This is a genomic window from Deinococcus multiflagellatus, from assembly GCF_020166415.1.
GTDB classification, from domain to species: Bacteria; Deinococcota; Deinococci; order Deinococcales; family Deinococcaceae; genus Deinococcus; species Deinococcus multiflagellatus.
Map to the genome: position 1 here is coordinate 264,796 of NZ_JAIQXV010000003.1, position 21,550 is coordinate 286,345.

The window sequence follows — 21,550 nt, forward strand, 5'->3', positions numbered from 1 at the left end:
GGCGGCATGAAGCGAATTCTCCCCGTCGTCCTGCCCCTGACCGCAGGCCTTCTGAGCGCCTGCACCATGACTGGCCCCGGCAACCTGCGGGTGCACGAGGCGCTGCTGTACGGCGGCACCCAGGAGCGCGTGGTGTGGGTGTACGGCACCGCCCAGGGCGGCCAGAGCAGCGTCAAGATTGGCAATACCCCGGTGGACCTGCGCGCCCAGGGGACCGGGAACTTGGCCCTCAGCGGGACGCTGAGCGTCAATGGCGGCGCCACCTACCGCCTGCCCACCACGCCCATGACCCAGAAACTGAGTGTGACCCGCGCGGCCAGCGGCCTCTTTACGGTCAGCCCGCAGCCCGGCGCGGCCCTGAGCGCCGTGTACTACACCGATGGCCGCACCTGGACCAAGCTGGCCGGTGTGCAGGGCACCGTGGCCGGCACCCCCGTGGATGGCCTGGCCGGTGCCGGACGCCTGACCGCCGACGAGGCCCGCGCCCTGGGCCGCGAACTGCTGAACCAGGGCCCGCTGGCCGTGGCCGTGCTGGACGAGCGCAGCCTGCCCGACGCCCCGCTGACCATTGAGCCCGCGCCCAGCGAATACCTGCGCACGGGGCTGTACATCCTGCCCAACGTGCCCCAGGCCAGCACCCCCACCTCGCCCACCCCGGGCACCCCCACAGGAGGCGCGCGCGTGACCTTTACCGAAGTTGCCAGCGGCACCAATGCGACCGCCACCGCCTTCAGCGCCCAGCTGGCGACCACCAGCGCGGCGGCCCTGAACCTGTACGCCCAGGCCTACGGCCGCCAGACCGGCGCGCCCACCCCGCCCAGCCTCAGCGGCAACACCCTGGTGGGCGTGTTCCTGGGCCAGCGCCCCACGGGCGGCTACACCGTGAAGGTGACGGGCGTGGCGGCCAGTGGCAGCACCCTCACCGTGACCGTGCGGGTGACGGCCCCCAGCGGCTTTGCCACCCAGGCCATCACCAGCCCCTGGACAATGGTGCGCGTGCCCGGCACCTACACCCGCGTGACCGTGGTGGATGAACAGGGCCAGCCGCTGCAAGGCGGTGGCGAAAGCCGCTAAGAGGAGTGGAGAAAGAAGGCGCCGGACGAGAAGGTCCGGCGCTTCTATTTGGGCAAGGGTGGAGAGTCGAGAGCATGGTTTATGAGCTGGCCAAAGCGGTATTTGGCGCTTCCCGGTTGGGATGGAGAGGGACAGCAGCCCTTCGTCTTGGTCTGTAGAGGTTGAGCCGCCCCGGCCCACGGTCAGCTTTGGTCGAGGTGGGGCGCGGTTGACCTGATGCGGGATGCCACTGCTGATGGGCCGGGCAGAGGGTCAGGACTTCCTCGCCGCAAGGGTTCAGTGTGAAGGCCATGACTCAATCCAAACCTCAGCACAGGACGTCTGTTTGCGCCCATCCTCCTGAAGCCCCAGAGTAACCGCGTCGCCTTATCTCCTTTCCCAATGCAAACAGCGCGCCCACATAGAGCGCGCTGCGAACAGAGGAGAAGCTTACTTGGTGGGGACCTTGATGGCGCCGCTGATGATCTTGGCCTTCACGGCTTCGACCTTGGCCACCTGGGCGCTGCTGATCAGGGCCCGGTTGTACTGGTCCACGGCGTAACCCACGCCGCCTTCGCGCAGGCCGAAGCGGCGCTCGCCACCCTTGAACTTGCCGTCCTTGACGTCCTTGATCAGGGCGTACACGGCGTTGTCCACACGCTTGAGCATGCTGGTCAGGCCGTGGTTCATCGTGGCGGGGTTGCCGTCGGTGTCGCCCTGGGGGTTCTGGTTCTTGTCCACGCCGATGAAGAACATGGGACGGGTGTTGCCCGAGCAGGCCTTGGTGTAGCCCGCGCTCTTCTTGATGCTGGCGAAGTTGTTGGTGTTGAACTTCACGCCGGCGGGCAGCTGGCTGGCCTTGAGGCACTGGGTCTGCTTGATGTAGTCAATGACGCCGTTGCCCGACGCACCAGCGGCAGCGAAGATGATGTCTGCACCCTTGGCGCGCATGCTGCCGGCAATTTCCTTGGCCTTGGCGGGGTTGTTCCAGGCTTCAGGGGTGGTGCCCACGTACTGGGCGATCACGCGGGCCTTGGGGTTAGCGGCCTTCACGCCAGCGGTGTAACCGGCTTCGAACTTGTGGATCAGGGGGATGTCCATGCCGCCCACGAAGCCCACCACGCCCGTGGAGGAGTTCATGCCGGCGATGTAGCCCACGAGGTAGCTGCCCTGCTCTTCGTTGAACACGAGGCTGGCCACGTTCTTCTGCTGCGAGACGTCGTCCACCAGACCGAAGTACAGGTCGGGGTTTTCCTTGGCCACCTGCGAGATGCTGGCGTTGTTGGCAAAGCCCACGCCGATGGTCAGGTCAAAGCCCTGGTTGGCGAACTCGCGGATGCCCTGCACGGTCTGGCTGGGGTCGCTGGGCTCGAAGTCCTTGGTCTGGATGCCAAAGGCCTTGACGGCGCGCTGGCTGCCTTCGTAGGCGCTCTGGTTAAAGCTCTTGTCGAACTTGCCGCCGGCGTCGTAGGCCAGGCCCACGCGCACAGTCTGGGCAGAAGCGACCGAGACGGTCAGGGCAAGGGCGATGGTCAGCATTTTTTTCATTGAGATTCCTCCGGAGAGTGGGATGGGATGTGGATGCTTGAACAGAGTATACGGAAATCGGCAGGTGTCTAGACCCTGTGGGGGGTCACATTGACCTGACGGAGATAAGGGCGTAGGTATGAGCACTGTTCAGATCATCTTCACGCCTGAATTCTCACCGGAGTCTGACAGGGCGCAGCGTTCAGAGCAGGGAGAGCGGTCCACCTCATACGGCTTCCGAAAAATTCCGTGACGTATTACGGAATTTTTCCGACCTGAGGGACAGGGAAAGGGGACGGATTTTCCGGGAATTGAAGGAACATCCAGCTCTTTTCTGAATGTTACGGAAATGGACGACAGTCCATATCAGAGGGGTAGGAGAAGGGTTGGATGGTGGCCCGCCGCGAGGGGAAAGGGGAAAACGAACGGCCAGTGGTCATCTGCCGCCGCCCACCTCTCTCGACTTCTTGACACCCTCGACCCCTCGACCTGTTTCATCTTTCATGCTGTCCCGCCCCCGCCTGCACGCGCCGTATCCTGGCCCCCATGAGCCAGGCCGCGTTCGACCACTACCTCGCCCTGAGCGCCGAGGTCGCCCGTCACAACCGCGCGTACCACGAACTGGACGCCCCCCTGATCCCCGACGCCGAATACGACGCCCTGGTGCGCGAGCTGCGGGCCCTGGAAGCCCAGCACCCCGACTGGGCCGAGCGTGCCGCGGCCCGTCTCGGCGGGGTCAGCCCGGCGCAGGCGGTGGGGGGCGCGCCCAGCAGCGCCTTTGTGCCGGTGAACCACCCCACGCCCATGACCAGCCTGGACAACGTGTTCAGTGACGAAGAACTGAACGACTGGCGCGAGAAACTGGCCCGCGCCCTGAACCTGCCCCCCGAGCACGACGACTTCACCTTTACCGGCGAGCTGAAAATTGACGGCCTGAGCGTGAACCTGTACTACGTGGACGGCGAACTGCAGTGGGCCGCCACGCGCGGCAACGGCGTAACCGGCGAAATCGTGACCGCCCAGGTGCAGACCGTGTCTGGCATTCCGGCGCGCCTGGAGGGCCTGCGCGGCGAACTGGAGGTGCGCGGCGAGGTGTATATGAGCCGCGCCGACTTCGCCGCCTTCAACGCCCAGGCCGAAGAACTGGGCACCCCACTGCTGAAAAACCCCCGCAACGGCGCGGCCGGCGCCCTGCGGCAGAAGGACCCGGAGGTCACGCGCACCCGTAACCTCAAGGCCATCTTCTACGCGCTGGGCAAGCGCGACGGCGTGCCCGCCACCACCCAGGGCGAGGTGCTGGACTGGCTCTCGGCCCAGGGCTTTCCGGTCAGCCGCTATACGGAGCGCCTGCAGGGCCTCCAGGCGGCGGCCGACTACCACGCCCGCATGATCGCCGGGCGCCAGGACTTTGAATTTGACGCCGACGGCACCGTAATCAAACTGGACCCCCTGCGGCTGCAGGAGGAAGCAGGCTTTACCAGCCGCGCGCCGCGCTGGGCCATTGCCTACAAGTTCCCGGTGGAAGAGGTGGAAACGGTGCTGGAGAGCATCACCGTGAACGTGGGGCGCACCGGCAAGCTGGCGCCGCTGGCCCACCTGCAGCCCCGGCTGATTGAGGGCAGCACCGTCAGCAAGGCCACGCTGCACAACGAGGACTACATTCGGGGGCTGGACCTGCGCCTTGGCGACACCGTGGTGGTGCGCAAATCCGGCGGCGTGATTCCGCAGATCATGCGCGTGGTGCTTGAAAAGCGCCCCCAGGACGCCGTGCCCTTTGAATTCCCCACCCACTGCCCGGAGTGCGGCCACCCCGCCGTGCGCCACGAGGACGACGCCAACACCTACTGCGAGAACCCGGCCTGCCCGGCGCAGCAGTACCGCATGATTCAGTATTTCGTCTCGCGCGGGGCGATGGACATTCAGGGCATTGGCGAGAAACTGATTGCCCAGCTGCTGGAAACTGGGCTGGTGAAAGACGCCGCCGACCTCTACAGCCTGACTGCTGAGCAGCTGGCGGGCCTGGAACGCGGCGGCGAGAAAAAGGCGCAGAACATTCTGGGCCAGCTGGAGGCCAGCAAAACGCAGCCGCTGTGGCGCCTGATCAACGCGCTGGGCCTGCCGCATGTGGGCGAGCGCAACGCGCAGGTGCTGGCCCGCCACTTTGGCAATCTGGACACGCTCATGGCTGCCTCCCCCGAGCAGATTGAGGCGGTGCCGGGCCTGGGCAAGGTGATCGGCGCGGCGGTGGCTGTCACCCTGAAAGAAGAGGGCACCGTGCGTCTGCTGACCAAGCTGCGCGCGGCGGGCATCAATCCCCAGGGCGAAACCGAGGCGCGCGGCGCGCAGCTGCGGGGCCTGAACTTCGTGATCACCGGCACCCTGGGCCGCCCCCGCGACGCCATCAAGGCCCAGCTGGAAGCCGCCGGGGGCCGCGTGACCGGCTCGGTGACGGGCAAGACGAACTACCTGATTGCTGGGGAGGAGGCGGGCAGCAAACTCACGCGCGCCCAGGAACTGGGGGTCACCGTGCTGGACGAAGCCGGGCTGGCCGCGCTGCTGGCCGAGAAGGGGGTCGTGCCGGCGCAGGGGTAAGCACGCCAGAACGTGCGCCAGGGGCCGGGCACCGCCCAGCAGCGCCCGCTGGGGTCCGGGTCGTCCGCCCTGCCCATGTGCGCAGACGGGATACACTGAAGCCTATTGGCGCGCCCAGGCCCGGTGCCAAGACGGGCGCGCGTGTGGAGGCAAGAGCAGCATGGCTACACCAGAAATCGAGATCAGCAAGAATGTCCTGATGGACATTGCCGTGACCACCCTGGACGGCATTGAGGGCACCGAAGTGGCCTCGGCGCCCCTGAAGATGGGCGAGGTGCTGCGCAACCAGACCCCCGGCCGCCGCCCCCGCGCCCTGCGCGTGACCCGCGAAGGCCAGGACGTGACGGTGGACGTGGGCCTGAACATTGAGTTCGGCCGCAACCTCGTGGCCCTCTCCGAGCAGGTGCAGCAGGCGGTGCGCGAGAACATCGAACTGATGACGGGCCTGAAGGTGCGCGCCGTGAACGTGAGCGTGCACAACGTCTGCCTGCCCAAAGGCAGCCCCGCGTGACCCGCCGCCGCGAGAAAGCCGCCGCCCCTGTGGGCACCCGCCGCGCTGCCCGCGAATTCGCCTTCCGGGTGCTCTTCGAGGCCGACCGGGGCGACCTGCCGCTGCAGAGCGTGTTCAACCGTGCCGAGGGCGCCATGCGCGCGGGCGACGACACCTTTGCGCCGCTGAACGAGGAGGCCCTGGCCTTTGCGCGCGAACTGGTGACGGGCCTGGGCACCCACCGCCCGGACATTGACGCCACGCTGCGCCGCACCATTCGCGGCTGGAGCTTCGACCAGATGGCCCAGACCGACCTGAACGTGCTGCGCCTGGCCACCTACGAACTGCTACACACCACCGAGCCGCACCCCCCGGTCATCGAGAGCGCGGTGCGTATTGCCCGCAAGTTCGGCGGCGACGATTCCGGGCGCTTTGTGAACGGCGTGCTGGGCGGCCTGAGCCGCAGCCTGCAGGAACCGCGCGGCGGGGACCGCACCGCGCCGGAGCCGCAGGAGTGACCGCTGGCCCCGCCCGACCCCTGCCCGGTGCGCCCGCTGCCCAGGCCCTGCTGGCCGAGGCTGCCCGGCGCGCCGCCGCCCTGGGCACCCCCCCGGGGCTGGCGCTGGTGCGGGTGGGCGATGACCCCGCCAGCGTGGCCTACGTGCGCGGCAAGGCCAGAAAAGCCGCCGAGGTGGGCCTGCGCAGCACGGTCCACGCCCTGCCCGAAGCCACCCCTCAGGCCGAGTTGTTGGCCCTGATTGCGCAGCTCAACGCCGACCCGGCGGTGCACGGCGTGCTGGTGCAGCTGCCCCTTCCTGTTCACCTGGACCCCCAGCCGGTGCTGGACGCGGTGCTGCCGGCCAAGGATGTGGACGGCCTGCACCCAGTGAGCACCGGGCACCTGTGGGCCGGGCAGCCGGGCCTGCGCCCCTGCACGCCCGCCGGGGTGATGGCGCTGCTGGCCTTTTACGGCCTGCCGGTGGCGGGGCAGCGCGCGGTGATCGTGGGCCGCAGCGCCCTGGTGGGCCGCCCGCTGGCCGCGCTGCTGCTGAACGCCAACGCCACCGTCACCCTGGCCCACAGCCGCACCCCCGACCTGGGCGCCGTGACCCGCGAGGCGGACCTGCTGATCGTGGCCGCTGGCCGCGCGCACCTGATCACCCCGGACATGGTGCGCCCCGGCGCCACCGTGATTGACGTGGGGATCAACCGCGTGCCCGATGAGACCGGCCAGGGCCGCCTGACCGGCGACGTGCACCCCGGCGTGGCGGGCGTGGCCGGGGCCCTGACCCCGGTGCCCGGCGGCGTGGGCCCCATGACGGTGGCGCAGCTGCTGATGAACACGGTCCTGGCCGCCGAAGCCCAGCAGGCCCAGAGCCCCCAGCCCCAGACACCCGAGGTCAGCGGTGGACTCCTTCGCTGACCTGTTCGGCAACCGCTGGCTGTGGGTGGCGGTGCTGTCCAGCACGGGCGCGCAGGTGCTGAAGGTGCTCCTGATTCTGCTGATGGAGCGCCGCTGGCGCCCCGCCGCCTTTATGGAAACGGGGGGCATGCCCAGCAGCCACAGCGCCATGGTGGCGGCCCTGACCACCGGCGTGGGCATCACCGAGGGGGTGGGCAGCCCCCTGTTCGCGGCCTGCGCGGTGTTCGCCCTGATTGTCATGTACGACGCCACGGGGGTGCGCCACAGCAGCGGCCAGCAGGCCCGCCTGCTGAACGAACTGGTGGAAGAGCTGCGCGCCGTGGTGCGCGAGGGCTTTGCGCCGCTGCCGCTGCGGGTGCTGCTGGGCCACACCTACCTGGAGGTGCTGGTAGGCACCCTGATCGGCGTAGGCGCCGGCTTCATTGCCTTTGCTGGGGCGGAGTAGGGCCTCAATCATAGAAAGCGGCGGCGATCCGGGGTGTGGATCGCCGCTTGCGGTCGGTGCTCTGTGCGGGAACTAGACGGCCCGCACGCCCTGCAGGGCGCCGTCCAGCAGGGTCGCCAGTCGCTCGCGGGTAAAGGAGCGCTTGCCTTCCAGCAGCCCCGCGCTGCCGGCGTGCAGGTGCCAGTGCTTGCTGCCGCCCATCAGGCGCAGCGAGACGCCCTTCAGGTCGGCGTGGCGGGGGCTGACCGCCGCGATCATCAGGGGTTGGCCCCCTGCAGTCACGCGCACACTCATGACGGTGGTGGGCAGGTCGTACGGACGCTCCATGCGGTAGATGTAGTCCGGGAAATCCGCCACCTTCTCGAAGCCCAGGCCGCGTGAAGCCGCCTCGGCCTCCAGCCAGCCGAGCAACTCCACCCACTGCGCGTACAACGCCGAGTCGTGTGCATGTGCCATGTGGCACAAGTGTAGCGCAGTGGGGTAGAGCGTGGAACGTGGGGCATCGAGCGTGGGCAAGACAGGGCCGTGGGGACGCTGGGCAGGAGCGGGGTCCCACAAATTGAGGGCCCAAGGGTCATTGTCATGCCCAATGGGAACGCCCAGCCCTTCTCAAATCCATTCTGTATACGATTGAAGCGGCGTCGTTCTCGAGGCTTATGGGTTTACTCTGCCGCAAGGCTGGCCTGGGCGCGCCATCTGATACGAGCAAGAGTCGCGTCGCCACGTCATCTACGAACTCTGTCCGGTGGCTGGCCCTTCTCTCAATCCTGCACCGAGAAGCGGTAGATCGTCTGGCTTGCAAAGGGCTCGCCAGGGTTCAGGCGGGTGCTGGGAAAGTGGGGCTGGTTGGGGCTGTTGGGGAAATGCTGGGTTTCCAGGCACACCGCCCAGCGGTGCCCATAGCGCTGACCGCCGCGCCCCGTGATCGTGCCGTCCAGAAAGTTGCCGCTGTACACCTGCAGGCCCGGCTGGGTGGTCTGCACCTCCAGGCGGCGGCCACTGTGCGGGTCGTGCAGGGTGGCGACGGCCTGCCCGGTGCCGGGCTGGTCCAGCACGAAGTTGTGGTCCAGCCCGCCCGCAAAGGTCAGCTGCTCGTGGGGATGCGCCAGTACGTCGCCCAGGCGCTGGGGCTGGCGCAGGTCGAAGGGCGTGCCGGCCACGGGCTGCACCTCACCGGTGGGAATCAGGGTAGGGCCAGTCGGCGTAAAGCGGCTGGCCTGCACCTGCAGGCGGTGGTCCAGCACATCGCGCCCGCCGCCAGCCAGATTCCAGTAGGTGTGGTTGGTAAGGTTCAGGACGGTGGGGCGGTCAGTCTGTGCCCGGTACTGAAGCCGGAGTTCGGCCACGCTCAGCGTGTACGTGACTTCCACCTGCACGGTGCCCGGATAGCCTTCCTCGCCCTCTGGACTGGTGCGGCGCAGGTGCAGGCTCACGGCATTGGGGCCGGTTTCTGGGGTGGCCTGCCAGAGCTGCTGGTCGAAGCCCCCCGGGCCGCCGTGCAGGGCGTTGGGACCGTTGTTGCGCGCCAGGGTCACCGGGTGCCCATCCAGCACGAAGCGCCCTTCGGCAATGCGGTTGCCATACCGGCCGATCAGCGCCCCGAAATACGGCGAGGTCTCGCGGCTCAGGTAGGGGGCCAGCGCGTCGTGGCCCAGGGTCACGTCGGCCAGGGTGCCGCGCCGGTCCGGGGCCTGTAGCCCCACCAGCACGCCGCCGTAGGTCATGATCTGCGCGCGCAGGGGGGCGGCGTGCAAGGTGTACAGCGTCACCGCGTCGCCCGCTGGGGTCACGCCCCAGGGCTGGGCTTCAATGGAGGGAGTCTGCGTCATAGGGCCATCCTTCATGCAAAAAAGACGCAGGCCCTGGGGTCTGCGCCTTGGCGGACGAAGCGGGCAGGGGAGGGGGCCGTGGTGACGCTCCCCGGTCCCCAGCTTACGAGCCGAAGCTGTGCATCAGCTGCTTGGCCTGCCACTCCGGGCTGTAGCCAAAGGGATCAGGCACCTCGGCGGCGTTGACCGTGCGCGGGTCGCGCCGTCCGGCGGTGGCATGCCGTAGGCGAGCAGGGTCGCCCTTGAAGCGGCGGTACTCGTCCAGCAGGCCGTTTTTCTCCTGGAAGGTGTCGGTCAGCTGGGTGTAGCAAAAGCCCGCCAGCCCCTGGCTTTCGTGCACTGCGCTGAGCAGCGATTCGTAGTGGGCGGTAAAGCTCTCGCTGTCCTGGGCGTGGCTGTAGCCCCAGCCGCCCTGGTGATCCGGCATGTAGGCAATGCCGCCAAATTCGGTGAGCATCACGGGCAGGCCCCGGTCGGCCAGCGCAGGGTCCAGCAGCAGGTTGCGGCCCCCGGGCCGGGCGTGCAGCAGGGTTTCGCGGGTCTGTTCGCGGGTGCCGTAGCGCTCACGCAGCACCTCGGCCGCCGGGGTGTAGTCGTGAATGGTCAGGATGTCGGTGGTGTCGTTTTCCCAACCGTCATTGCCAATCACCGGGCGGGTGGGGTCCAGCGAACGGGTCAGTTCGTACAGGGCGCGCACCAGCGAGCGCGAGCGCCCGCGCCGGGTCAGGTCTGGCACGCCCCAGGACTCATTGAAGGGCACCCAGGCCACCACGCAGGGGTGCCCCCGGTCGCGCATTACGGCTTCCATCCACTCGGCCGTCACCGACTGAATGCTGCGGTCACTCAGGCGGTAGGCGCTGGGCATTTCGGCCCACACCAGCAGGCCCAGGCGGTCGGCCCAGTACAGGTACTGCGGGTCTTCCAGCTTCTGGTGCTTGCGCACGCCGTTAAAGCCCAGGCGTTTGGTGAGTTCCACATCCGCGCGGTACTGGTCGCTGGTGGCGGTCATCAGCGATTCGGGCCAGTAGCCCTGGTCCAGCACCAGCCGCAGCGGGTAGGGCGAGCCGTTCAGCAGGAAGCGGCCCTGCTCAATGGTCACCGAGCGCAGGGCGGTGTAGCCCACCACGCGGTCCAGCACCTCGCCGCTGGCGCTGTCCAGCACCTCCACCAGCGCGTCAATCAGCTGGGGGTGCTCGGGGCTCCAGAGCAGGTGGCTGCGGTGGCTGTCAATGCCGCCGTCCAGCAGCGGCACCACGCGGTGCAGTTCGGCGCCTGTCAGGCTGTACACGTCGTCGGCCAGCGTTTCGCCGGGCACGCTGAGCAGCACGCGCACCTTGAGCCCCGGGCGGTACCCCTGCACCAGGGCGCGCACATGCACGCCCCAGGTGTCCAGGTCCGGCTGAAATTCCAGGCGGTCCACGGCCGTGCCCGGCACCCGTTCCACCCACACCGTCTGCCAGATGCCCGTGGTGCGCGGATACCAGATGGAATGGGGCTCGGGCAGCCAGTCCTGCTTGCCGCGCGGCTGGTCCAGCGCCAGGGGATCGTCCTCGGCGCGCACGACCACTTCAAAGGGTTCGTCGGCCACATCGGTCACGTCTACGCAGAAAGGCGTGTGGCCGCCCCGGTGCTCGGCCACCTTGCGCCCGTTCACCCACACGGTCGCGTGGTAGTCCACGGCCCCAAAGTGCAGCAGGGTGCGCCCGGCCGTCCACTCGTGGGGGCATCTGACGGTGCGCCGGTACCACACTGCGCGGCCATGCGCCTGCTGGTGAAGGCCGCTGGCCCGGCTTTCGGGCGGGTAAGGCACCTCAATCTGCTGGCTAAAGTCCACGCCGGCCGGGTGCCCGTGCGCGGCGTGCGGGTCAAAGGCGAAGTCCCAGGCGCCGTCCAGAGACGACCACAGAGGACGCTGCATAAGCGGACGGGGGTGAACGTTTCGCATCGGGTCTCCTGCAGGGCGCCGGGGGCGCACCCTGGGTAAAGCTTCGGTAAAGCCTAAGAGTAGACTTGGTATGTGTCAAGTTGCTTCACGATAAATCTAAGCGCCCCAGCAGACGGTGGGTAGAAGTACGGTAAAGGGCCGCTTCTTGCTGAATTCTGTCAGCGCCCGGTTGGTCCTTCTGAGGTATTGTTATTAAAAAACTTGTGACTTACTGGTGGCTGATGACTGGACACAACTGGACGAAGGCCTTCTCATACGGCAAAAATTAGTCTTTCTTGTCCTGGCAAGCTGAGGAGGCCACCTGCGGCGCGCGGTGCCCCTTCCTTGAGTCCTTTCCTCAAAAAGACTGAAGATGTCTTCATCTGCCTTCATGGTTGTCAGAGCGGCGGCGTGGTAAACGCTCCATTCATCGGCAAACAGCGGGCTCAGCCTCGCTGGCTGTCCTGATGTTGAGCTTCCGGGAAGGGTCTCATGCCTTGGAATGTCAGAAGCTTGTCAGCGGCCCCTGGGTGCCCGGAGGGGAGAGCCGTGAAGCCAAGGGGTGCATCCATCTGCACTCGCTCGCTCGAGCAAACCAGGGCAGTAACCCAGACGCATCGGCGTGACCCAGAGCGGTTGCCATCAAGATGTTGTTGCTTCCTGACCGTCTCGCCTTGTGGGACTCGAAGAGCTGCGCCGTACAGAGGGCCTCGCGCCGCGAGGGATGAGGGGGTCCTTTAGTCAACCGCTCAAGAGATTGGCCGCAAAGCTCGGGCCTCCGTTAGGGACAGTCGGGCAGCCTAGGTGTGCGCGACTGCCACCACATCTGGGTCAACTTTTTTAGAAGTGTGACGTCCCGCTCCGCTGAGCGAAGACCAGACTCTGTCACTACCAGCCTCAGGGCACGCGGGGGGCTTCGCCGGGGAACACGTAGCTGGTGCGCATCACAATGTCCTGCTCGTAATTGCCGAACTTGCGGCCAAACAGCGTCATGCCGCCGCAGTTGCGCGCCTCGGCCCGCACTTCCAGGCGCACCTTGATCTGGTTGGCGCCCTGCAGGTTCAGGTCCCCAATGGTGAGGTCAGACAGCCGCTCGCCGTCAATGTAGGCCCCCTGCGCGGTCACGATCCAGTGCTTAAGCAGGCCGTGGGTGGTCTGATCCTCGTTCCACCAGCGCGGCGTGAGGTGGGTGCGCGCGCCGCCAAAGTCGCCGGGGCTGGTGTAGGTGCCGACCTCGTGGCCGTTGATGAACAGCGTGATGTCTGAGGGCCATTCGGGGTCGTACTGCGGCGCCTCGGAGCACAGTTCCATGCTCAGGTCCAGGGTGTCGGGCAGGGCGCCGTAGGGCAGGTTGTTGGGAAAGGTGTATTCCACGGAGCCCGCGCGGCCAAACCACAGAATCTGTGCGTACACATGGTCGGGTTCGTACATGGACCGGGGATTGTCCAGCATGCCGATGATCTTGGTTTCCGAGGCGAGGCCGCACGTAGGCTGCGCCTCAATGTGGGTGTAGTTGCCAATGGGCATGGACACACTCACCTGATGCGGATTGGATTCCACATCCACGCCGGGCAGCTTGTACACAATCTCGTCGTAGCGTTTGGAGCAGAGCTTCTGCGAGCCGCGCGTGCCGGGTTCGTACTCAAAGGAGATCAGCCCAGCGGCGTGCAGGTGGTTCAGGTTGAAGTTCACCGTGGAGTGCGGCAGGTTGAGGGCGTCGGCCAGCTCAGAGACGTTCATGACGTTCTGCGACAGCTGGCTAAGCAGCAAGAGCCGGGTCTCGTTCGCCAGCGCCTTGAGCACCACCAGCGCCTCCTGGCCTTCCACTCTGAGGACGCGATGTCTGGACACGGGCATAAAAACTCCTTCCGGGCGACAGCCGCGCCTGGGGCGCCCACCCTGTCACAACAGCCCCGAATATAACAAGTTTTAAGTACGGGTTGTGATGAGTGGACTGGGGCGCAGGCTGGGCTGTCTGGCCTGCCCATGCGTCCTGGACGCCCCCTGTTCCAGCTCACCCGTCAGGGCTCCTCTTAAAAATCCTCATTTTTTGTTGACTTGTAACAACTTCTTCCGTTACTATCGGTCCACCAGATTGACAGAGTGCTGTGCAGCGCGTGCTGCGGGTGGGTTCGGGTGTCGTGCCGGGGGTGTGCCCTGGCCGGGGGTCCGGGCGGCCTGAGCGCCCAGCGCGCACCCGTCTCCTGCTCTGGCGCTGTTGACGATCCGGCCGTCTTGTCCTTCCCAGGAGGCACCTATGAACCGTTTGGCCCGTTCCCTGAGTCTGGCCCTGCTGCTTGCGGGCACCGCGACCGCCCAGAAAGTCAGCCTCACCTACCTGCACGGCTTTACTGGCCCGGACCGCCCGGTGATGGAAGCCCTGATCAAGAAATTCAACGACACGCACCCCAACATTGAGGTGCGGGGGCAGGCGCAGCCCTGGGGCACCACCTGGCAGCAGCTGCCCGCCCTGGTGGCCTCTGGCCGCGCGCCGGACGTGGTGGTGATCAACGAAGACCAGATCACCGGCTTTATTGCGCGCGGCGCCCTGACGCCGCTGACGGCCCCCGAGATGAAGACGGCGGGCCTGGACAAGAACAAGTTCTTTGGACCTCTGTTCAAAACGGCCGACTACAAGGGCCAATCCTACGGCGTACCCATTTCCAGCGTGGCGTACGTGATGTTCTACAACAAGGACCTGATGAAAAAAGTTGGGCTGGACCCCACCAAGCCGCCGCGCACCCGCGCCGAGTTCCTGCGTGCGGCGCAGCTGTGCACGGTGGACAAGAGTGGCAAGAACGCCACGCAGGCCGGCTTTGATCCCAAGAACCTCGACACCTGGGGGGTGAGCCTGTACAACAACTGGGTGGGCTCGCGCGCCGCCTACGCCGCCATCCTGCAAAACGGCGGCGCCCTGACTGACCGCAACCAGAACGCCGCCTTCAACTCGCCCCAGGCGATCAGCGCCGTGCAATTCCTAGTGGATCTGGTGCAGAAATACGGCGTGGCGCGCCCCAACGCCACCGAGGAAGCCGAACTGGCCGCCTTCTCGCAGGGCAAGGTGTGCATGTTCCCCAGCGGGCAGTGGTACTTAGACCGCTTTGAGAGCCAGAAGATGAACTTTGGCGTGACCTTTATGCCGCGCATTGGCGGCTCGGTGCGCGACGCGGCCTGGGGTGGGTCGAGCCACCTGACGCTGCCGCGCCAGCCCGCCAGCTACAGCGCCGCCAAACGCCGCGCCGCGCTGGAATTCATGGCCTGGATGGCGCAGCCCGAGCAGAACCTCGCCTGGACCGCCACTGGCAGCCTGCCCACCCAGGCGGCTGTGGCTGGCAACCCCCGCTTCGAAACGGCCGCCATCAGCGGGATTTTTGACCGTCTGAACAATGTGTACGCCACGAGTGGCTTCCCCTGGGTGGGGCAGGTCATGGGGCCCTTTGACGCCGCGTGGGAAGCCGCCTACCTGGGCAAGAAGCCGGTGGCCAAGGCCCTGAACGACGGCGTGGCCGAGGCCAACAAGCAGATTGAGCAGGCCCGCAAGAACTTCCGCTAAAGCCGGGGCGTGGGGTGGGGGCAGCGGCGCCGGCCCGGCAGGGGCAGGCCCCGCCACCCCCACCGCCCGTTTTCCCCCGGCCGCCTGCCCTTCTCCCTTTTTCATACGGATTCCGGATGATCCGTTCCAGCCCCTCCGCTTCGCTGCGGTGCTTCCACTGCTCTCCGTCACCGTTTTTCCTTCTCCCTTCGGTCGGATTAATCAGCTATGCAATAGCTGATTAACCGGAAGTCTTATCAGAGGTGAACCGTGACCACCACCCAGGCGCCCGCCACGCACGCGCCGACCGGCACCCGCCGCCGGGGCTCGCTGGAGCCGTACCTGTACCTGCTGCCCCACGCGGCGCTGTTTTTCATGTTCACCGTCTATCCCATCGGGTACGGGCTGTACATCAGCCTGCACCGCTGGGATCTGCTGAACAACACCCAGACCTTCGTGGGCACCGAGTTCTTCCGCAACCTGTTCACCAGCGGCACCCCGCAGTTCGAGTTCTTCTGGCGCACCCTGTGGAACACCACCTTCTTCACCCTGGTCAGCGTGCCGCTGCTGGTGGCTGCGGCGCTGGGGCTGGCCGCGCTGCTGCACCGACCCATTTTTGGGCGCACCTTTTTCCGGGCGGTGTTTTTCATGCCGGGCATCCTGACTGTTTCCGTGATGGGCATTCTGTGGCGCTGGATGTTCGATAACCAGATTGGGCTGGTGAACGCCGCGCGCGACCTGATGACTGGGGCGCCGCCTATCGCGTGGCTGTCCACCGAGGGGTTGGCCTGGGTGCCCATCGTGGTGGGCACGGTGTGGTGGACGGTGGGCTTCAACATGACCCTGTATCTGGCGGCCATGAGCAACATTCCCCACAGCCTGTATGAAGCGGCGGCGCTGGACGGCGCCACGGGCGGGCAGCAGTTCCGCTTTATTACGTGGCCCATGCTCACGCCCATCACGCTGTTCGTGGTGATTACCACGGCGCTGGCGTCCTTTCAGCTGTTTGGGCAGTCGCTGGTGATCACCAACGGCGGCCCCACGCGCTCCACCCAGAGCGTGATTCAGTACATCACCGAAGAGGGCTTTACCAACTCGCAGATTTCCAGCGCGGCGGCCATGGGCTTTGTGTTTGGTCTGATGATGCTGGTGCTCACAGCCGCGCAGTTCCGCCTGATGGCGCGCGACGTTCAGAGCACGGAGGAGAAATGACCACGGTGCCGCCCAAAGGGGTGCCCGTCCGGACGCCGCCCCGCCGCCGACGCCTGCCGCGCGAGTGGCCCCGTTTTCTGGTGCTGTGCCTGCTGTCGCTGCTGTTTCTGGCGCCCGTGTACTGGATGATCAGCACGTCGTTCAAAACCGAGGCTGACGCTATTGCCTCGCCGGTGCAGTGGTGGCCCGCGCATCCCACCCTGGAGAACTACCGCGCGGTGCTGACCTCGCCGGACGGTAACATTCTGCGCTGGACCTGGAATTCGCTGTTCGTGGCGTTGACCTTTACCGTGCTGCATGTGGCCCTGTGTGCCCTGACCGCCTACCCGCTGGCCCGCATGCGCTTTCCGGGCCGCAACGCGTGGTTCTGGTTCATCCTGTCCAGCCTGATGATTCCGGGCATCGTGACCCTCGTGCCTACCTACATCATGATGCTGAACTTCGGGTGGATCAATTCGTTCCACGCGCTGATCTGGCCGGGTATCAGCGGGGTGTTCGGGGTGTTCTTGCTGCGGCAGTTCTTTGTGGGGATTCCCCGCGAACTGGAAGAAGCCGCCCGGCTGGACGGCGCGGGCAATTTTCAGATTCTGTGGCGCATCATCCTGCCGCTCAGCGTGCCCTCGCTGGTGACGCTGGCAGTGTTTGCCTTTATGGGGTCGTGGAACAACTACCTGTGGCCGCTGTACACGGTGACCGACGTGGACAAGATGACGCTGCCGGTGGGCATCACCACCTTTTCCCAGCGCTACACCACCGAGTACGGCAAGTTGATGGCCGCCACCACCCTGGCCGCCGTGCCGGCCCTGGTGGCCTATCTGATTGCCCAGCGCTTCCTGGAAGCGGGGCTGTCCACCACCGGCCTGAAAGAGTAGCCCTTTCCCACCTGGGCGCCCCACACCTGACGGGGCCCCGCTGGAGACTTCATGCTCAAACCCCTGTTTCTGGCCCTTGGCCTGCTGGTGGGCTCCTGGGCCCAGGCGGGCGGCGCCGCAAGCCCCCCGCCCACTGCGGCCACCACCACCTTCAGCAACCCGGTGCTGGACGCCAATTTCCCGGACCCCTTCGTTCTGCGGGCCGGCACGCAGTACCACGCCTACGCCACCAACGGCAGCGGCGGCAACGTGCCGCACGCGGTCAGCCGCGATCTGGTGCACTGGGAGCGGGCAGGCGACGCCATGCCCGTGCTGCCCGCCTGGGTACAGCCGGGCCTGACCTGGGCGCCCGAAGTGGTGCAGTTGGCCGGGCGCTACGTGCTGTACTTCACTGCCCGGGACCTGAAGAGTGGCCGCCAGTGCATTGGCGTGGCCACCGCCGCGCAGCCCGCTGGGCCGTTCAGGGGCCAGGGCAGCGGGCCGCTGGTCTGTCAGGTGGAGGAAGGCGGCAGCATTGACGCCAGCCCCTTCGTGGACACCGACGGCCGCGCCTACCTGCTGTGGAAAAACGACGGCAACTGCTGCAACCTCAGTACCCGCATCTACCTGCAGCCGCTGGCCAGGGACGGCCTGAGCCTGACCGGCAAGCCCACCGACCTGATTCAGAATTTTCAGCTGTGGGAGGGCGCCGTCATTGAAGCGCCCACCCTGCACAAGGCGGGCGGCACGTACTACCTGCTGTACTCGGGTGGGCCCTTTGACAGCGACCTGTATGCCGTGGGCTACGCCACCGCCAGCAAGGTGACCGGCCCCTACAGCAAGTCTGCCGACAACCCGGTGCTGACCAGCCGGGGCGCGGTGGCAGGCCCCGGCCACCAGTCGGTGGTGACCGACGGCGCGGGGCAGACGTGGCTGGTGTACCACGCCTGGACCACCGGCCAGATTGGCGATCAGCTGGGGTACCGCAGCATGCGCCTGGACCGCGTGACCTTCAGCGGGGGCCGGCTGAAGGTCAGTGGGCCCACCCTGACGCCGCAGCCCGCCCCCCGCCCCGCCCGATGACCGGCCCCCGATTTCCCGGCTACTTTGCCGATCCCTTCGTGCTGGCGTGGCAGGGGACCTATTACGCCTACGGCACTGGCCTGCACGGCCATGAAGAGGGCGGCAACGGGCGGGCCTTTGAGGTGCTGTCCTCGCCCGATCTGCAGCATTGGACCTCGCACGGGGGCGCCCTGACGCCGGTGCTGGCCGAGCGGCGCGACTACTGGGCGCCCGAGGTGGCCGAGCAGAACGGCGTGTTCTACCTGTACTACTCGGTGGGGCAGGGCGACCAGGGCCACCACCTGCGCGTGGCGACGGCCACCCATCCCCTGGGGCCCTTTACCGACCAGGGGCTGAACCTGACCCCGGACGAGCCTTTCGCCATTGACCCCCACCCGTTCCGCGCGCAGGACGGGCAGTGGTATCTGTACTTTGCCCGCGATGAACTGGGCGGCGAGCGCGTGGGGACCATGCTGGCCGTGATGCCCCTGCGCGACCCCCTGACCCCAGCCGGACCGCCCCAGACGGTGCTGCGGCCCTCGGCCGACTGGCAGCTGTACAGCCGGCAGCGGCCCATGTACGGGCAGGTGTACGACTGGCACACCCTTGAAGGGCCGTTTGTGGTGTTCCGCTTCGGCCAGTACCACTGCTTTTATTCCGGCGGCGCCTGGACCAGCGCCACCTACGGCGTGGGGCACGCGGTGGCCGACCATCCGCTGGGGCCCTGGCACGAACCGGCCGGGGCAGCCACCGTGCTGCGCAGTGGGCTGAACGGCTGGATTGGGCCGGGCCACAACTCGCTGGTGGCCGGGCCAGACGGGCAGGACCACATCGTCTTTCATGCCTGGAATGCCGGGCACACGCACCGCCAGTTGCATGTGGCCCGGCTGGACTGGACCGGCGGCGTGCCCCGGGTGCAGGAGGAAGAAGGCTGAGCAGGGGAGGAGGGGGCATGGAAGGGCCGTCATTTGTCCTCACTCCGCTGCGGTGCGCCCGGGGATGTCTTCCCTGACGTGATCACTTGAACAGCACCAAGCGCGCCCAGACCTGTTTTGGCTGGGCGCGCTTGGTGCTTCAGATCGAGTCGAGAGCCGGCGCAGTGCTCTGCTGCCGCGCTGGTCCTCACCCTGCAGGCCGACCAGGGACCACCCTGAGCAAGCAGAGCTATTCAAAGACAAGCCGGACTGAATCGGTTCCCTGCGACGTCTCCCTGAGCATGGCGATGAATTGCCCGTCACGAAATGTTGCCACTGCCGAGGTATGGATGAAGCGAAGCTTGTCGGCATCAGGCCAGCCTGGACCACCCCAGAGGGCGTCCCAAAAGGCATCGAAATTTCGACCAGAGTCCGGGCTTTCTGGCTTCACATCGCGCACGTAGGCCGCCCAGAAGTCCTGTTCGGAACGCACGCCAGAGCAATCGACAATTTTGGTTCGAGTGTTCATCCAATGGTTTGGACAGTTTTAACATTCCACAGAGGACAACCTGACAAGCACGCTGTTTTTCCCCTCCCCCCTCGTGGGGGGGGTCGGGAGGGGGGGAAGCGAGCCAAGCGTCCCAGACGACGTTTCTTCCACGGGCTACTCGACACGCTTGAAAACTGTCCGAACCACTGTCATCACACCACTGTCTGATCGAGTCACCCTGGCCTGTCCAATGGGCTCAGCCTACCGTGCCTCCACGCCTCACCCCTGCAGCAGAATCCGGCCGCCAGCAGCCTGCACCGTCACCTGACCGCCGTGCACCGTCTCGCCGCTCAGGGCGTCGCGCCACTCGCCGCCGGGCAGGGCCAGCGCGACCTCGTGGGCCTGGGGGCGGCGGCTGATAATCACCGCCGCGCGCACGACGTGGCCGTCCTCATGGGTGTATTCGCGCAGGAACGCCACGGCGTCGTCCTCGGCGTGCAGAAAGCGCAGGTTGCCGCGCTGCAGGGCCAGCTGCTCGCGGCGCACCGCAATCAGGGCCTTCACCCGGGCGCGCAGGGGCTGGTCCCACGCGGCCTCGTCCCAGGGCATGGCCTCGCGGCACCACGGCATGGCGCCGTCGCGTGACTGGCTCAGGCCCACCTCTGAGCCGTAATAGGTGCAGGGCACCCCGGCGTAGGTCATCAGGAAGGTCAGGGCGGCCTGGAACAGCGTGCGGTCATTGCCCAGGCGGTACAGGGCACGCGGCACGTCGTGCGATTCCAGCACGTTAAACATGCTCAGGGCCACCTGCGGCGACAGGGCGTGGTAGGCGTCCCAGAGCAGCTCGGCCAGTTCCTCGCCGCCCAGGTTGCTGGGTTCAAAGGTGAGGTTGCCCCGCGCCAGCCACTGCATCACCGGCAGGCCAAAGCCGTGGTAATTCATGGAGCCGTCCTCGCCCTGGCCGTCCAGCGCGTGCTCGGGGTCGTAAAAGCGCTCGCCGAACACGTAGGCGTCGCCCCGCTCCTCGCGCGCGGCGCGTTTGAGGGTGCGGTGCAGCGGCAGGTTGTCTTCGTCGGTGCCGCCCGTGCCGATCATGTGGGCCACGTCCAGGCGCCAGCCTGCCGCACCCCGGCGCAGCCAGTGGCGCACCACGGACTCCTCGCCGCTGAAGAATTCGTCAATCGCCGCCGGGTTGCGGTAGTCAATCTTGGGCAGCGTGGGCACATCGAAAAAGGCGTGGTACGGCGGCTTGCCGGGCTCGTCGCGCCAGGTGAACAGTTCGCGCTCGGGGGCCGCGTGGTCGTCCAGCGCCGCCTGAAACAGCGCGTGCTCGTTGCCCACATGGTTGAACACGCCGTCCAGCACCAGCCGGATGCCCGCCCGCTGGGCCGCGCCCACCAGTTCGTCCCAGGCCGCGTCGCCGCCCAGGTGGGGGTCAATGTGGCGGTAATCGGTGATGTCGTAGCGGTGGTTGCTGGGCGACACGAAAATGGGGGTCAGCCACAGCCCCGTGATGCCCAGGTCCTGCAGGTAGGGCAGCGCCTGTGTGATGCCGTTCAGGTCGCCGCCGTAATGCCCATGAATGTCGCCCCAGGCGTCGATGGGGGTGTTCCACGCCACGTGCTCTACAGCCCGGCCGCTGTACACGTATTCGCCGGTCTGCACGTCGTTGCTGGGGTCACCGTTGCGGAAGCGGTCGGGAAAGATCTGGTAAAAGACGCTCTGCCAGGCCCATTCGGGGGCCGTGTGCCCGGCAAGGTACGTGAACCACGAGCGAAAGCCCCGCCGGGTGCGGTGCAGGCCCAGCGCCGTGAGGTGCAGGTGGTCGTTGCCAAAGTTCAGCTGCCACGCGTAGCGCACGCGGCCTTCGTGCACGGGCAGATCGGCCTCGAACCAGCGGCCGGGGAGGTCGCCGGCCACCTCCACCTCCCGCGCGGGGTGCGCTTCAATTTCGCCCACGCGCACCAGCTTGAACTTCACTGACGTCACCGGCAGGGTGGTGCGCAGGCGCACGCGGACGGTCTCGCCCAGGGGCGCGCCCAGGCGCCCGGTGTAGGCAGGGGTGTGGTCGTGTTGGGTGGACAGCAGGGGAAAAATAGACATGTGGCGTTAACCTCCGGCACGGCAGCAGCGCAGCGGGCACGACCTCTTGCGTGAATGCAAAGAAAGGTCGTGCCCGCTGCGGACAAGCGTTGCCTGTGAACTG

The 21,550-nt window shown here is 66.8% G+C and carries 18 protein-coding genes; 11 read left to right on the forward strand and 7 right to left on the reverse strand.

Annotation, left to right across the window (positions count from 1 at the left end; translation table 11 throughout):
- Window positions 1–6: 6 nt before the first annotated feature.
- A complete protein-coding gene (locus tag K7W41_RS06360; RefSeq protein ID WP_224605873.1) occupies window positions 7–1,074 on the forward strand; it encodes a protease complex subunit PrcB family protein in 1,068 nt (355 codons plus the stop codon).
- Between the two features lie 429 nt (window positions 1,075–1,503).
- Here K7W41_RS06360 and K7W41_RS06365 read toward each other — a convergent pair whose 3' ends face one another.
- A complete protein-coding gene (locus K7W41_RS06365; RefSeq protein WP_224605875.1) occupies window positions 1,504–2,601 on the reverse strand; it encodes a BMP family lipoprotein in 1,098 nt (365 codons plus the stop codon).
- 525 nt (window positions 2,602–3,126) lie between these two features.
- On the opposite strand from K7W41_RS06365, the gene ligA reads away from it, so the two are divergent.
- The 5 genes from ligA (at window position 3,127) to K7W41_RS06390 (ending at window position 7,530) form a co-directional block, all read left to right on the forward strand.
- Window positions 3,127–5,172 carry an NAD-dependent DNA ligase LigA gene (gene ligA / locus K7W41_RS06370; RefSeq protein WP_224605877.1) on the forward strand — a complete coding sequence of 682 codons (2,046 nt, stop codon included), beginning with the start codon at window positions 3,127–3,129 and terminating at the stop codon, window positions 5,170–5,172.
- A gap of 160 nt (window positions 5,173–5,332) precedes the next feature.
- Window positions 5,333–5,683 (forward strand): Asp23/Gls24 family envelope stress response protein, encoded by a 351-nt coding sequence (locus K7W41_RS06375; protein WP_221089771.1) that lies wholly within the window; start codon window positions 5,333–5,335, stop codon window positions 5,681–5,683.
- The gene (gene nusB, locus K7W41_RS06380) at window positions 5,680–6,180 is read left to right on the forward strand and encodes a transcription antitermination factor NusB (RefSeq protein WP_224605879.1); all 501 of its coding nucleotides are present in this window, start codon (window positions 5,680–5,682) and stop codon (window positions 6,178–6,180) included. Before K7W41_RS06375 ends, nusB begins: the two co-directional genes overlap by 4 nt.
- Window positions 6,177–7,085: a bifunctional methylenetetrahydrofolate dehydrogenase/methenyltetrahydrofolate cyclohydrolase FolD gene (folD, locus tag K7W41_RS06385; protein ID WP_224605881.1), complete on the forward strand. Its 909-nt coding sequence runs from the start codon at window positions 6,177–6,179 to the stop codon at window positions 7,083–7,085. Before nusB ends, folD begins: the two co-directional genes overlap by 4 nt.
- Window positions 7,069–7,530, forward strand: a complete 462-nt coding sequence (locus K7W41_RS06390) for a divergent PAP2 family protein (RefSeq protein WP_224605883.1) — start codon at window positions 7,069–7,071, stop codon at window positions 7,528–7,530. The genes folD and K7W41_RS06390 overlap by 17 nt, the downstream gene beginning before the upstream one ends.
- A gap of 72 nt (window positions 7,531–7,602) precedes the next feature.
- On the opposite strand, the gene K7W41_RS06395 is transcribed toward K7W41_RS06390, so the two are convergent.
- From K7W41_RS06395 to K7W41_RS06410, 4 genes are all read right to left on the reverse strand, one after another.
- Window positions 7,603–7,986: an NADH-quinone oxidoreductase subunit 15 gene (locus K7W41_RS06395; protein WP_224605885.1), complete on the reverse strand. Its 384-nt coding sequence runs from the start codon at window positions 7,984–7,986 to the stop codon at window positions 7,603–7,605.
- Window positions 7,987–8,291: 305 nt separating this feature from the next.
- Window positions 8,292–9,359, reverse strand: a complete 1,068-nt coding sequence (locus tag K7W41_RS06400) for an aldose epimerase family protein (protein ID WP_224605887.1) — start codon at window positions 9,357–9,359, stop codon at window positions 8,292–8,294.
- A 103-nt stretch (window positions 9,360–9,462) separates the two neighbouring features.
- Window positions 9,463–11,277, reverse strand: coding sequence for a glycoside hydrolase family 2 protein (locus K7W41_RS06405; protein ID WP_224605891.1), 1,815 nt, complete (start codon window positions 11,275–11,277; stop codon window positions 9,463–9,465).
- Between the two features lie 903 nt (window positions 11,278–12,180).
- The gene (locus K7W41_RS06410; RefSeq protein ID WP_224605894.1) at window positions 12,181–13,140 is read right to left on the reverse strand and encodes an ArsR/SmtB family transcription factor; all 960 of its coding nucleotides are present in this window, start codon (window positions 13,138–13,140) and stop codon (window positions 12,181–12,183) included.
- Window positions 13,141–13,540: 400 nt separating this feature from the next.
- Here K7W41_RS06410 and K7W41_RS06415 point away from each other — a divergent pair, with 400 nt between their 5' ends.
- From K7W41_RS06415 to K7W41_RS06435, 5 genes are all read left to right on the forward strand, one after another.
- Window positions 13,541–14,836: an ABC transporter substrate-binding protein gene (locus K7W41_RS06415; RefSeq protein WP_224605897.1), complete on the forward strand. Its 1,296-nt coding sequence runs from the start codon at window positions 13,541–13,543 to the stop codon at window positions 14,834–14,836.
- 249 nt (window positions 14,837–15,085) lie between these two features.
- A complete protein-coding gene (locus tag K7W41_RS06420) occupies window positions 15,086–16,027 on the forward strand; it encodes a carbohydrate ABC transporter permease (RefSeq protein WP_224605899.1) in 942 nt (313 codons plus the stop codon).
- A complete protein-coding gene (locus K7W41_RS06425; RefSeq protein ID WP_224605901.1) occupies window positions 16,024–16,899 on the forward strand; it encodes a carbohydrate ABC transporter permease in 876 nt (291 codons plus the stop codon). Before K7W41_RS06420 ends, K7W41_RS06425 begins: the two co-directional genes overlap by 4 nt.
- 51 nt (window positions 16,900–16,950) lie before the next feature.
- Window positions 16,951–17,961: a glycoside hydrolase family 43 protein gene (locus tag K7W41_RS06430; protein ID WP_224605903.1), complete on the forward strand. Its 1,011-nt coding sequence runs from the start codon at window positions 16,951–16,953 to the stop codon at window positions 17,959–17,961.
- Window positions 17,958–18,875 (forward strand): glycoside hydrolase family 43 protein, encoded by a 918-nt coding sequence (locus K7W41_RS06435; protein WP_224605905.1) that lies wholly within the window; start codon window positions 17,958–17,960, stop codon window positions 18,873–18,875. The genes K7W41_RS06430 and K7W41_RS06435 overlap by 4 nt, the downstream gene beginning before the upstream one ends.
- 229 nt (window positions 18,876–19,104) lie before the next feature.
- Here K7W41_RS06435 and K7W41_RS06440 read toward each other — a convergent pair whose 3' ends face one another.
- Both K7W41_RS06440 and K7W41_RS06445 read right to left on the reverse strand, forming a co-directional pair.
- Window positions 19,105–19,383, reverse strand: a complete 279-nt coding sequence (locus K7W41_RS06440) for a barstar family protein (protein WP_224605907.1) — start codon at window positions 19,381–19,383, stop codon at window positions 19,105–19,107.
- Between the two features lie 240 nt (window positions 19,384–19,623).
- Window positions 19,624–21,447, reverse strand: coding sequence for an alpha-amylase family glycosyl hydrolase (locus K7W41_RS06445; RefSeq protein ID WP_224605909.1), 1,824 nt, complete (start codon window positions 21,445–21,447; stop codon window positions 19,624–19,626).
- Window positions 21,448–21,550: the final 103 nt, after the last annotated feature.

Excerpts from the sequence above, each read along its gene's own strand:
- K7W41_RS06365 (WP_224605875.1), bottom strand. The coding sequence starts at position 2,601 with ATGAAAAAAATGCTGACCATCGCCCTTGCCCTGACCGTCTCGGTCGCT.
- K7W41_RS06435 (WP_224605905.1), top strand. The coding sequence starts at position 17,958 with ATGACCGGCCCCCGATTTCCCGGCTACTTTGCCGATCCCTTCGTGCTG.
- K7W41_RS06375 (WP_221089771.1), top strand. The coding sequence starts at position 5,333 with ATGGCTACACCAGAAATCGAGATCAGCAAGAATGTCCTGATGGACATT.
- K7W41_RS06430 (WP_224605903.1), top strand. The coding sequence starts at position 16,951 with ATGCTCAAACCCCTGTTTCTGGCCCTTGGCCTGCTGGTGGGCTCCTGG.
- K7W41_RS06410 (WP_224605894.1), bottom strand. The coding sequence starts at position 13,140 with ATGCCCGTGTCCAGACATCGCGTCCTCAGAGTGGAAGGCCAGGAGGCG.
- K7W41_RS06440 (WP_224605907.1), bottom strand. The coding sequence starts at position 19,383 with ATGAACACTCGAACCAAAATTGTCGATTGCTCTGGCGTGCGTTCCGAA.
- K7W41_RS06400 (WP_224605887.1), bottom strand. The coding sequence starts at position 9,359 with ATGACGCAGACTCCCTCCATTGAAGCCCAGCCCTGGGGCGTGACCCCA.
- ligA (WP_224605877.1), top strand. The coding sequence starts at position 3,127 with ATGAGCCAGGCCGCGTTCGACCACTACCTCGCCCTGAGCGCCGAGGTC.
- K7W41_RS06445 (WP_224605909.1), bottom strand. The coding sequence starts at position 21,447 with ATGTCTATTTTTCCCCTGCTGTCCACCCAACACGACCACACCCCTGCC.
- K7W41_RS06405 (WP_224605891.1), bottom strand. The coding sequence starts at position 11,277 with ATGCAGCGTCCTCTGTGGTCGTCTCTGGACGGCGCCTGGGACTTCGCC.
- K7W41_RS06415 (WP_224605897.1), top strand. The coding sequence starts at position 13,541 with ATGAACCGTTTGGCCCGTTCCCTGAGTCTGGCCCTGCTGCTTGCGGGC.
- K7W41_RS06395 (WP_224605885.1), bottom strand. The coding sequence starts at position 7,986 with ATGGCACATGCACACGACTCGGCGTTGTACGCGCAGTGGGTGGAGTTG.
- K7W41_RS06425 (WP_224605901.1), top strand. The coding sequence starts at position 16,024 with ATGACCACGGTGCCGCCCAAAGGGGTGCCCGTCCGGACGCCGCCCCGC.
- K7W41_RS06360 (WP_224605873.1), top strand. The coding sequence starts at position 7 with ATGAAGCGAATTCTCCCCGTCGTCCTGCCCCTGACCGCAGGCCTTCTG.